Below are 10,713 nucleotides of genomic sequence, written 5' to 3'. Positions count from 1 at the left end.
AGCACCTCGTGGACCTCGTCGCGCTTGTCCGCGAGTTCGCCGAGGAAGTCGTCGAAGTCGGCGAAGCGGGATTCGAGGTTCTCCACCTGGACCAGCAGGCGGGCGAGTTGCTCGTCGCACGCGTCAGGTGTGTCCGCCACGGCCAGGGCGCCGGTGACCGCCTGCCCGAGCAGCGCGAACTCTGCGGCGAACCCGGCGCGGCCCTCCCGGTCGCGCAGGGCACGCCGGCGGGTGTCGAGGACCGCCCGGGCGCGGTTGACGCCACCGAGGGCCTCCGCGACGCGCTCCAGGATGGACGTGCGGACCGTGGCGTCGCCGATGTCGAGCCCGGCGACGACCTCGGTCACCGCGCCGAGCTGCTCACCCAGCTCGTCGAGGCGGGCCCCGAGGGGGGCGGCCTCGGCGGCGGTGTCCATCGCCTCGGCGGCCGCGACGAGCCGTTCGACGTCCGCGTGGTGGTCGGCCAGGGCGTCCTCGCGCGCCAGGTGGGCGACGGCCCGCTGCCCGAAGGCGGCCAGGTCGGCCTCGGCGCCGGTGGCGAGCTCGTCGATGCGGGCCGTGTCCGCGTACCGCGTCTCCTTGAGGGTCAGCAGGTGCCCCCGTGCCCGGCGCAGCTCGGTCAGCCCGGCCACCCATGCGGCGGCCCCGCGTGGCGCCTCGCCGCGCAGCCGGCGTACCACCCCGGCGAGCCGCGCGGCGGCCTCGTCGAGCGCGTCGGCCGCCTGCCGGGTGAGGGCCTGCACGTTCTCGAACTCGGCGAGCACCTGCTCCGCCGTGTCGCGCAGCCGTGCCAGCGGGTCCGCCAGGTCACCGGTCTCGGGATCGCCCAGCCAGTGGTGGGCGTCGGCGGCCCGGGCGCAGGCGGCGGCCAGTTCCGCGTACACCCCGCCGGTCGGGGTGGTCTCCGTGGCGGCACGGGTCACGGCCAGGCAGTCGGCGATGCCCCGGACGAGGTCGGCGTTGCCGATACGGGCCAGCGGGCCGCTGCCGGCGGGCCGGGCGGCGTCGTACGTGTCGGACACGAACGGGGAGGACCAGCGCTGGACCGGATGCACCCGGGCCGGCTCGCCGCCCTCGGACCGCAGCAGCGTGAGCGTGCCGTCGTCGAACAGTGCCCACCCCTGGCACGACATGGGTGCCGCGACCTTCTTGCGGATGCGGTTGTACGGCAGCAGCAGGGTGCGGCCCCGGGCGGGCGCGCGGAACGTGTACAGCACGTCCTCGCCGTTCGGCGAGAGCACCTCCCGCTCGAACTCCACGCCGTCCGGGTCGAGTTCGTACGTGCGGTGATCACCGGTGGCCAGATAGTGGCCCCCGGGGAAGATGATCCCCTGGTCCTCGGGGAGCCGGCGGCACGCCTCCCCGATGCCGTCGAGACGGACCACTGTCCGGGTGAGGGTGTTGAACACCAGGTACCGGTCGGTCTCCTCCTTGTAGGGGCGGACGCGCAGCAGGATCAGGGCGCCCACTCGCGCGTGGGCGATCTCCGCGTCGGCGAGCGCCTGGAGCGGCTCGTCGACCGGTTCGCCGTGGATGCCCTCCGCCGTCTCGGTGTCGTTGTCCACCTTGACGGTGAGCGCGCCGCCGACGGTGGCGACGAAGACCTCGCCCCGGACGGAGACGTGCGAGTGCCGGCCGAGCACGTGGTCCTCGCGGGTCGCCTCGGTCCACGTGAAGTCGTGGGAGGGCGGCAGGACGTGGTCGCGGTCGCCGCGTGCGTCGAGGAAGGACGCCCGTCCGTCCTCGGTGAGCGCCCAGCGCAGTACGCGGATGTCGTCGGCCTTCTCACCGGTCCGGAAGACGGCGAGCAGTCTGCCCTCGACGCGGCGCAGCCGGATGAGGGTGGCCTGGCGGTAGTAGCGGTACAGCGCGCCGAACTCACGGACGAAGGCGGGGTCGTCGAGCAGGCCAGGCACGGCGTCCTCGGGCAGCCGGCCGAGGTCCCGGTCGTGCAGCGCGAAGACGTCGCCCACGGTCGCCTCGGACTGGGTCGCGAACGCCGTGTTGTATCCGAGGAGCAGCGTGTCCCCGACGGCCACGACGTCCTGGGGCACACAGGCCCGCTCGGTGCCCAGCCGTTCGGTGCCGGTGAGTTCGAGCCGGACCGAGCCGAACTCCTCGACTCGGCGGGCGTTGAGCGCCTCGGCCCGCCGGGCGAGTTCGGCGGCCTGCACGGTGAGCCGGTCCCGCAGCACCTCGTAGGTGCCGGTGTCCAGCGTTCCGTGCGTGCCGGAGGCCCCGGTGGGGCCGGAGCCCGGTGCGGTGTGCGGGCCGGAGCCCGGCGTCTCCTGTGTGCTGGTGTCCGCCCCGGTTGCCATGGGGTTCCTTTCCGCGAGTGGGCTCCGGAGCCGCCGTCCCCTGCGCGGCGGCTCCGGAGAGACCAGGTGGTCGGACGGTCAGGCCTTGGCGCTGCCGTTGAGGGACGCCGGCGAGGCGTCGGCGAGGCCCGGCCCGCCCGCCTCGTCGAGGAGCTTGCGCACCTGTCCGGCGTCGTCCGTCTTCATGAGCTTCATCAGCAGGGCGGAGACGGTCAGGTTCTGCACGTCCGCCGTGGAGACCGAGCCGAGGACCCGGCCGAGGTCGTCCGGGAGGTTCGAGGTGCCGTCCAGGTACGGCTTGGCGAGGGCCTGGGCGGTCTCGGAGTGCTGGACGAAGCCGTCGACGCTCTTGCCGAGCGCGATGGAGGACATCAGGCGGTCGAAGAACACCGACTCGCCGCCGACGATGTTGATGTCGGCGTTCTCCAGGCCGGTGGCCAGCACCGTGGCCTGCGCCTCGGCGACCTGGCGCTGCACGTCCAGGCCGGCGAGCCGGATGTCCTTCTCGGCCTCCAGCCGCAGCCGGTACTCCTCGTGCGCGCGGGACGCCTCGTCGAGCGCCGCCATGGCCGCCGCCTTCTCCGTCAGACCGGCCGCTTCGGCCTTCAGCTTCTCGCCGACGCCCTCGGCCTCGGCGAGCGCCTTCGCCCTGGTCCCCTCGGCCTCCGCGCGCATCCGCGCCTGAGCGGCCTCGGCCTCCGCGCGGCCGGCCTTCTCGATGACCTCCGCCTCCTTGTCGCGGACCTGGACCTCGGCCAGCCCCAGAGCCGCGCTCTCCGCCTGGATGCCCTCGGCGAGCCGCAGCTTGGCCCGCGCGTCGAGGTCGGCGCTCTTGAGCCGGGCCTCGGCCAGGGTGAGTTCCTCGGCCGCGCGGTGGGTGGCGGCCTGCTCCGCGGCCTCCGCCGCCTTGATGTCCTTGACCAGCCTCTCCTGCGCCTGGGCCTCGGCGGCGATGATCACGGTCTGCCGATCGCGCTCCGCCTCCTCCACCGCACGCAGCTTCTTGATGGACTCCTCCTGCTCGGCGACCGTGCGGTCCACGGCGACCCGCTCACGGATGACCTCGGCGATGTCCCGCTTCTCGGCCTCGACCTCCTTGGAGGCCGCGATCCGGGTCAGTTCGGTCTCCCGGTCCCGCGCGATGACCTCCAGGAGCCGGTCCTTCTCGATGCGCTCGCTCTCGATCGCGATGACCCGTTCCCGGTTCTTCGCGGCGACGGCGACCTCGCGGGCCTGGTTCTCACGCTGGACGCCGAGCTGCTCCTCGGTGCGCAGGAAGGCGCCCTGCGCGCGCAGCCGCTCCTCCTCCACCACCCGCGCGGTCTCGGCCTCCTCGCGCGCCCGTACGGTCTCGATCTCCCGCTTCTGCTTGGTCTCGGCGTCGACCTGCCGGCGCTCCAGCTCCAGGATCGCCTCCCGGGCATCGACGTTCTGCCGGGTGATCTCCTTCTCCTCGGTGCGCTGGGCCTCGTTGGTGCGCACGTGCTCCACGGCCGTCAGCTCGGTGATCTTCCGGATGCCCTGCGCGTCGAGGACGTTGGCCGGGTCGAGCTGGGTCAGCGGCGTCTGCTCCAGGTAGTCGATCGCCGCGTCCTCCAGGTGGTACCCGCTGAGGTCGACGCCGATGACCTCGATGATCCGGTACCGCAGTTCCTCGCGCTTGGTGTAGAGGTCGGTGAAGTCCATCTGCTTGCCGACGGTCTTCAGCGCCTCGGAGAACTTCGCGTGGAACAGCTCCTGGAGGGTGTTCCGGTCACTCGCCCGCGCCGTGCCGACCGCCTGGGCGACCTTGACGACGTCCTCGACGGTCTTGTTGACCTTGACGAAGAACGAGATCCGGATGTCCGCCCGGATGTTGTCCCGGCAGATCAGGCCCTCCTTGCCGGCCCGGGTGATCTCGATGGCCTTGACCGAGATGTCCATCACCTCGGCCCGGTGCAGCACCGGCAGCACGACCTGCCCGGTGAAGGTCACGTCGACCTTGCGCATCTTGGAGACGATGAGCGCCTTGCCCTGCTCCACCTTGCGGAACAGCCGGGAGACGACGAGTACGGCGAGCAGGCAGAGGACGACGAGCACGCCCGCGCCCACGATCATGGCATTCATCAGCTACGTCCTTGGCAGGTAGGAAGGTGAGCCCGCGCCGGGCTCTGCGGAGTCACGGTGGCGGCCCGGCGAGCCCGCAGGGCGCCGCGTCCGCGAAGGTCAGAAACGCGAAGGTCAGGAAGTGGCCGTCCGGGACGGCCCGCGTTCGTCGGGCACGCGCCGGCGCCAGAGGCGTACGAGCAGGCGGGTCGCGAGCGACGCGGCCACGGGGGCGGCGACGAGGACCGCGAAGCCGGTCAGCGCGCGCACCGTTCCCCCGGACACGACGGGTTCGAGCAGCAGGCCGGCGCCGAGGGCACCGGACCAGGCGAACACCGTCATCAGCGAGAAGGAGACGGCGACCGGCACTTCGCCCAGCCGCCAGGCAGCGGCGTCCACGTCCTCGTCGAAGCAACGGGAGCCCACGGCGCCCACCGCGACGAGCAGCCAGAACGCCGTCACGACGAGCAGGGCGACGGTGAAGTGGAAGACGGGAAAGCCCACGGCGACCTCGGCGAACGTCCGCATGCTTCCTCCCCCCGTGATCCCGTCCGTGACGGCGACGGCACGTCGGGCTCCGATGCCGTCACCTGCCGGTATCAGGCACCGAAGCCATCCGATGTGCTCCCCTCACCCATATCCTGCCGACCGGCCACCCTTGCCGCATTGCCGTCTTCCGGCAGTCTTCCCCCACCGCTGCATGCCGGGCAGCGTTAAGAAGGCGTCAGACCCGCGACCCCCGGCCCAAGCGGCGCCCTGGGAGCAGGCGGGGCACGCACGCGTCGACCGACCGCACGCCGCACCGGCCGTACCAGACATAAGTGCCCAATGCACCTACCCCTCGACGGCATAACAGTCCGGTCTCACGTATCGGAATTTCTCCTGGTCACGGATGGTGATGTGATTTGCATCACTCAAACACCGGCAAAGTCGTGGTAGAACAGCGCAACTCCGCAGGTGACTGGGCCCAGCGCCGCTCTGCGGAGGGTCGGCACCCACCGGTGGACCCGTTCGGCACGATCACGTTCCGGAACGGGGCGGTGCGCGCCACGTTCGACCACCGGACAACGACGTTCGCTCAGAGACCGCTCACCGGCGAGACTCCCCAGCCCGCCAGCCCCGCGTCATCGAGGTAGCAAAGTGTCACTCGACTCCGTCACCCAGTCCGTCGACGAAGCAGTCAGCGGATTCTTCGAGCCCATAGCCGAGTGGCTGGGGGAGGTGGTCTTCTACGCCGTCCCCGTCGGCGGGACCGACCTGCCCCTCATCGTCGCCTGGCTCGTCGTCGCCGGTCTGGTCTTCACCAGCTGGTTCGGATTCATCCAGTTCCGCAAGTTCAAGCTCGCCGTGGACGTCGTACGAGGGAAGTTCGACGAGAAGGGGTCGACCGGCGAGGTCAACCACTTCCAGGCGCTGACCGCCGCCGTCTCCGGCACGGTCGGCCTCGGCAACATCGCGGGGGTGGCCGTCGCCGTCTCCATCGGCGGTGCGGGCGCCACGTTCTGGATGATCCTGTGCGGCCTGCTCGGCATGGCCACCAAGTTCGTCGAGGTCACCCTCGGCGTGAAGTACCGCGAGGTGCACGCCGACGGCACCGTCTCCGGCGGTCCGATGCACTACCTCCCCAAGGGCCTCGCCGAGCGCTTCGGCAAGAACGGCAAGACCCTCGGCAAGGTCCTCGCGGTCCTCGCCTCCTTCATGATCCTGTTCTTCGGCCTCTTCGGCGGCAACCTCTTCCAGGTCAACCAGTCCTACGCGCAGCTGGTCTCGGTCACCGGCGGCGAGGACGGCGCGCTCGGCTCCTCCGCGGGCGCCCTGTTCTTCGGCATCCTGATCGCCGCGCTCGTCGGCATCGTGCTCCTCGGCGGCATCCGCTCCATCGCCAGCGTCACCAGCAGGCTGGTGCCGGCCATGGCGGGCGTCTACGTCGTCGCGTGCCTGGTCGTGATCCTGGTGAACATCACCGCCGTACCGGACGCCGTCGTCTCCATCGTCGAGCGCGCCTTCAACCCCCAGGGGGTCGCCGGTGGTGTGCTCGGTGCGCTGATCATCGGCTTCAAGCGGGCCGCCTTCTCCAACGAGGCCGGTCTCGGCTCCGCCCCGATCGCCCACTCCGCGGTCAAGACCAAGCACCCCGCCAGTGAGGGCCTGGTCGCGCTGCTGGAGCCGTTCATCGACACCGTCGTCATCTGCACGATGACCGCGCTGACCATCGTCATCGCCAACCCGGACAGCCTCGGCAAGGACATCGGCGGTGTCACGATCACCTCCGACGCCTTCGAGACGGTCCTGCCCTGGTTCCCGTACGTCCTGACCGTCGCGGTGCTGCTGTTCGCCATCTCCACGGTGCTGACCTGGGGCTACTACGGCCTCAAGGCGTGGACGTACCTCTTCGGCCGCAGCCGGACCAGCGAGGTGACGTACAAGGTCGTCTACACCGTCTTCGCCATCGCGGGCTCCCTGCTGACGCTGCAGACGCTGATCGACCTGGCCGACGCGATCCTCTTCTCGCTCGCGGTCATCAACATCATCGGCCTCTACCTCCTCGCCCCCGTCGTCAAGCGCGAACTCAACACCTTCCTGGAGTACGTCCGCGCCCGGAACGCCGGTGCGAGCACCGGAGACGACGACGAAGACCAGGACTCGGTGAAGACCACCGTCTGACCCAGGACCACCGTCCGACCTGCCACGAACGGGTCCGTGCTCACCTCGCACCTTGGTGAGCCGGGCCCGTTCGCCGTTCCTCCGCACGCTCGTGGCAGCAGCCGCGCGGACTCAGCCCCAGGATCTGGCCGGCCGGTTCCCTGACGGTGCGGTCGAGCCGGTTGGAGAAGTCGGTCAGCGCTGTCTCCAGGTTGACCGCGCCGATCTCCTCCTCGCCTTCACCGTCGCCGACGGCCGCATCACCGCCATCACCGCTGTGATCGACCCGGCCGAACTCGCGCCACGGACCTGCCGGCCCGCCCGGTGCCGAGTGCCTGCCCGATGGGGAAGGGCCCGGCCGAGGAGAGGTGCGGAGCCCGGCGCTCCGGGACGAACCTCATACCGGAAGCCGATCGGAAGCGCATCGGAAGCCGAGAAATCTGGTTTCGGAAGCGCTGCCCCTGGTCGGATCGGGCGATGCACAAGGCACATCGGCCCACTCGGGGCGCGTGCCGTATCCGCTCAGCCGGATACCGGCGGCAATGAGGTGACAGATGAGTAGTACACGAGTACCGCCCGGCGCCCGGGGTTCCTACCCCGCACCGGGGCTAGCACTCGCGCCCGGCCACGTACGCAACCAGGCCCTGACCGTCATCGCGGTCCCCTTCGTCCTCATAGTCGTGCTGGCCGTCGTGCTCGCCGCGACCGGCCGTGACGACGGAACCTCCGCCACCGACGGGCTCTACGGCAGCGGGGCACTGCCGGACTGGGTGGACGGAACGGCCGACGACGGGACCACGGACGACGGAACCAACCCGGACGGCTTGGGCGGCCCGAACGGCCAGGACTCGTCGCCCTGGGACGACGGCACGACCGACGAGCCGACCGACGGTCCCTACGCCGACGGGACCTACGACGGGACGACCGACGCGCCCCTCGACGACTCCACCGACGGCACGGCCACCGGTGACACGACCGACGATCCCGCCGACTCCCCGTACCCGGACGGGGACGGTTACGGGGACGGGCCGCCGGAGGCGACGGTGACCGCGTACTTCGAGGCCATCAACAACCGCGACTTCCAGGCCGCCTGGGAGCTGGGCGGCAGGAACCTCGACCCGGACTACGACCACTTCGTCGCCGGCTTCGAGACGACCGAACGGGACGAGGTCACCGTGACCGGAACGACGGGCGACGAGGTGTCGCTCACGGTCGTGGCCTGGGAGACCGACGGCACGCGGACGACGTACGAGGGCACCTACACGGTGACCGACGGTGTCATCACCTCGGCGGACATGCGGGAAGGGAACTGAGCAGCCATGACCACCCACGCCGCCCCGCCGCCCCCCGACGCGACGAGCAACGCCACCCGCCTGCTGTGCGCGGGCACCTACCTCGACCCCGTCTACCGCAAGGCGGTGATCCGGGAGCTGCTGACCCACCGGTACCGGGTGGTGGCCCCCTCCTACGGCTACGACGCGGCGCCCGTGCTGGCGCACGCCCTCGCCGCCCACAACCTGCGCCGCAACCAGCTGATCGCCCTCTGGACGGGCACCGCCGCCATCACGCTGCTGCTCGCGGCGGGGCTGCTCAACGGCGTCTCGGCGGCCCTGCTCGTCTTCTGGCTCGCCTGGGCCACGATGTTCCTGCGCCGGCTCGCCATCCTCCAGACCCTCGCCGAGCACCTCGCGCCGCCGGCGGACGACCGGACGGGATTCGCCGGCGGCTTTCCGACGACCTCGCGCCTGACCCCGGAACTGGTCGGCAAGATCGACCGGGAGCAGGCCTCCGACACGGTGTACTACGGCGGCTACAAGCCGTTCGTCGGCGCGGGCCACTCGATCCGCCGGTGGGCCAACGCGGAGCTGCTCCTCGGCGCCCCGGTGCCCCGCAACGGCGCGCTCGGCCAGGGTCTGCTCAACGGGCACGTCCCCGCCCAGCACGGCCCCGCGGACGGCGCGGGCGACGGCGGGCCGGCCGAGCGCAAACCGATCATCCCCTTCACCGTCGAGGACATCACCGGCCGCGTCCACGAGCAGATGCTCGCGGAACTGCGTGACAGACCCGCCCCCAGCGACCGTATCCAGCTGCTCTCCGTCGACCGGCGCCGGTTCGCCAAGGCCGTCCGGACGACCGAGGGCGACGACTCCGTCGCCGCGCTCATCGACACGCCCGAGCCCGGCCACACCGACGAACACTGGCGGGAGGACTACGACGCCAGCCGCGAGTACCTGTGCATCCGGATCGGAGCGTGGCAACAGGAGCTGGTGACCTCGGTGTTCATCGGCTTCGACATCAAGGGCAGCACCCTGCACACCGAGTTCTACACCTACGTCCTCGGTCCCGTGCCGGAGAGCTTCCACCTCGCCGACCGGCTGCCCGACACGATCGACGGCAGGCTCATGCGGCGCATCGCCTGGGACGTGACCCGCAGCGCGCCCGGCGAACTCCTGCGGCTGATCACCAACCCGTTGCGCGAGCGGCTGCCCAGCCGCTTCGGCTCCGACACCGTCCGGACGCTGGTGAGCCAGCCTGCCGACACCAGCGAGTTCCGGCTCGGCCGCTACTCGCTGACCGTCGTGGACTGCGGCGCGCTCACCAGCGTCCGCGAACTGGCGCCCAACAGCGACTTCCACCACTTCTTCCAGGAAACGGACGCGATCAAGTACATCCAGATCATCGAGCGTCATCTGCTGCAGATCGTCGGCGACTTCCTGCACGACCACGACGTCGACACCAGTGAGCACGAGGCCAACCAGACCAACATCCTCCAGCAGAACTTCGGCGCCCACAGCACCAACAACTTCGGCGGCAACCAGAGCGTGGGCAACACCGGCACCACCCAGACCTTCGGCAACAACTCCGGCATCACCAGGGAGGCACGACCGGCATGAGCGGCCAGCGGTTCCACGGCAACAGCTTCGGCCAGGGCGGCAACAACAATCTCGGGGGCAACCAGAGCGTCGGCAACAGCGGCACGACCCAGACCTTCGGCGACAACTCCCCGGTGCACCCCGCGCCGTCCGGACCGGCCGGCCCGGCGGGGCTGCCGCACACCGGCGGATGGCGGTCCGGCCCGGCCGTGGTGCCGGGTGACGCCGACCGGGCGCGGAGCGTCTTCGTCGTCCACGGCCGCGACGACCAGGTACGGCGCGAGATGTACGAGCTGCTGCGCCGGCTCGATCTGCGCCCCAAGGAGTGGGAGGACCTGGTCAGAGCGACCGGCCACGCCTCACCCTTCCTCGGTGACGTGGTCGCCGGCGCTCCGGCGCAGGCCCAGGCGGCACTCGTCCTGCTCACCCCGGACGACGTCGTCTCACTCCACCCGGACCTGCAAGGGCACAACGAGCCGGACTACGAGACCCGGCCCGTGTGCCAGCCGCGCCCCAACGTCCTGATCGAGCTGGGCATGGTGCTGATGGCGTACCCCGAGCGCACGCTGATCGTCGAGGTCGGGGGCCTGCGGCCGATCGCCGACATCGCGGGCCGCAACGTCATCCGCTTCGACGGCTCCGGGACCGCTCTCGGCAAGATCGTGGAGCGGCTGAAGCTGGCGGGCTGCACGGTCAACGACACCGGGTCCGACTGGCGCCACACCTACCCGTTCCAGCACCTGTCCGCCTACCACCGCCGGCCGTAGCCCGGCGGATCCGGCGCCGCTCGGGGG

7 protein-coding genes are annotated in these 10,713 nt (G+C 71.0%); 4 read left to right on the top strand and 3 right to left on the bottom strand.

What is annotated here, in order from left to right; genetic code table 11:
• The 3 genes from EBH09_RS20730 to EBH09_RS20720 form a co-directional block, all read right to left on the bottom strand.
• Nucleotides 1-2,318: DNA repair ATPase (locus EBH09_RS20730; RefSeq protein WP_193776444.1), on the bottom strand; the 2,318-nt coding region annotated here is incomplete at its 3' end.
• Between the two features lie 78 nt (nt 2,319-2,396).
• The gene (locus tag EBH09_RS20725) at nt 2,397-4,424 is read right to left on the bottom strand and encodes a flotillin family protein (RefSeq protein ID WP_193776443.1); all 2,028 of its coding nucleotides are present in this window, start codon (nt 4,422-4,424) and stop codon (nt 2,397-2,399) included.
• A gap of 114 nt (nt 4,425-4,538) precedes the next feature.
• Nucleotides 4,539-4,931: a hypothetical protein gene (locus EBH09_RS20720; protein ID WP_121748490.1), complete on the bottom strand. Its 393-nt coding sequence runs from the start codon at nt 4,929-4,931 to the stop codon at nt 4,539-4,541.
• Nucleotides 4,932-5,543: 612 nt separating this feature from the next.
• Here EBH09_RS20720 and EBH09_RS20715 point away from each other — a divergent pair.
• The 4 genes from EBH09_RS20715 to EBH09_RS20695 all read left to right on the top strand — a co-directional run bounded on the left by EBH09_RS20715 (nt 5,544) and on the right by EBH09_RS20695 (nt 10,686).
• Nucleotides 5,544-7,067, top strand: a complete 1,524-nt coding sequence (locus EBH09_RS20715) for an alanine/glycine:cation symporter family protein (protein ID WP_121748489.1) — start codon at nt 5,544-5,546, stop codon at nt 7,065-7,067.
• 533 nt (nt 7,068-7,600) lie between these two features.
• Entirely contained in the window at nt 7,601-8,359 is a 759-nt protein-coding gene (locus EBH09_RS20705) for a hypothetical protein (protein WP_121748487.1), read from the top strand.
• A gap of 6 nt (nt 8,360-8,365) precedes the next feature.
• Nucleotides 8,366-9,940 carry a hypothetical protein gene (locus tag EBH09_RS20700; protein ID WP_121748486.1) on the top strand — a complete coding sequence of 525 codons (1,575 nt, stop codon included), beginning with the start codon at nt 8,366-8,368 and terminating at the stop codon, nt 9,938-9,940.
• Nucleotides 9,937-10,686, top strand: a complete 750-nt coding sequence (locus EBH09_RS20695) for a nucleotide-binding protein (protein ID WP_121748485.1) — start codon at nt 9,937-9,939, stop codon at nt 10,684-10,686. Before EBH09_RS20700 ends, EBH09_RS20695 begins: the two co-directional genes overlap by 4 nt.
• Nucleotides 10,687-10,713: the final 27 nt, after the last annotated feature.

The organism is Streptomyces sp. E2N166 (genome assembly GCF_003671715.1).
Taxonomy (GTDB): Bacteria; Actinomycetota; Actinomycetes; order Streptomycetales; family Streptomycetaceae; genus Streptomyces; species Streptomyces thinghirensis.
The sequence above is the reverse complement of the archived record's forward strand: the minus strand, read 5'-3'. Positions and strand labels throughout refer to the sequence as shown.